The sequence below is a fragment of the Psychrobacter sp. CAL346-MNA-CIBAN-0220 genome, from assembly GCF_040309805.1.
In the GTDB taxonomy this organism is placed as follows: domain Bacteria; phylum Pseudomonadota; class Gammaproteobacteria; order Pseudomonadales; family Moraxellaceae; genus Psychrobacter.
Genome location: NZ_JBEOPF010000800.1, coordinates 1 through 231, shown reverse-complemented (window position 1 = coordinate 231; position 231 = coordinate 1). Strand labels below are relative to the sequence as shown.

Annotated in this window: 1 protein-coding gene; it reads right to left on the bottom strand. The window is 45.5% G+C overall.

Translation table 11 applies throughout. From position 1 onward, the window contains the following. The coding region (locus AAEY88_RS15720) for an FAD-binding protein (protein ID WP_350563898.1) at positions 1-231 on the bottom strand (231 nt) is incomplete at both ends.

Here is a 231-nt window from a genome sequence, read left to right as displayed (position 1 = left end):
CTTCTTGGTCGCCGATAAAATCAGAACCTTTAACCGTATCGTACATGTGTTGTTCCCAATGGTCCTCGTGAGCATTACCTAATGCTACGGTGATACCACCTTGAGCAGAAACTGTATGTGAACGAGTTGGGAATACTTTAGATAACAGCGCACAGCTCTTACCTTCTTTAGAAATCTGTAATGCTGCTCGCATACCCGCGCCACCGGCGCCGATTACGATTACATCAAATT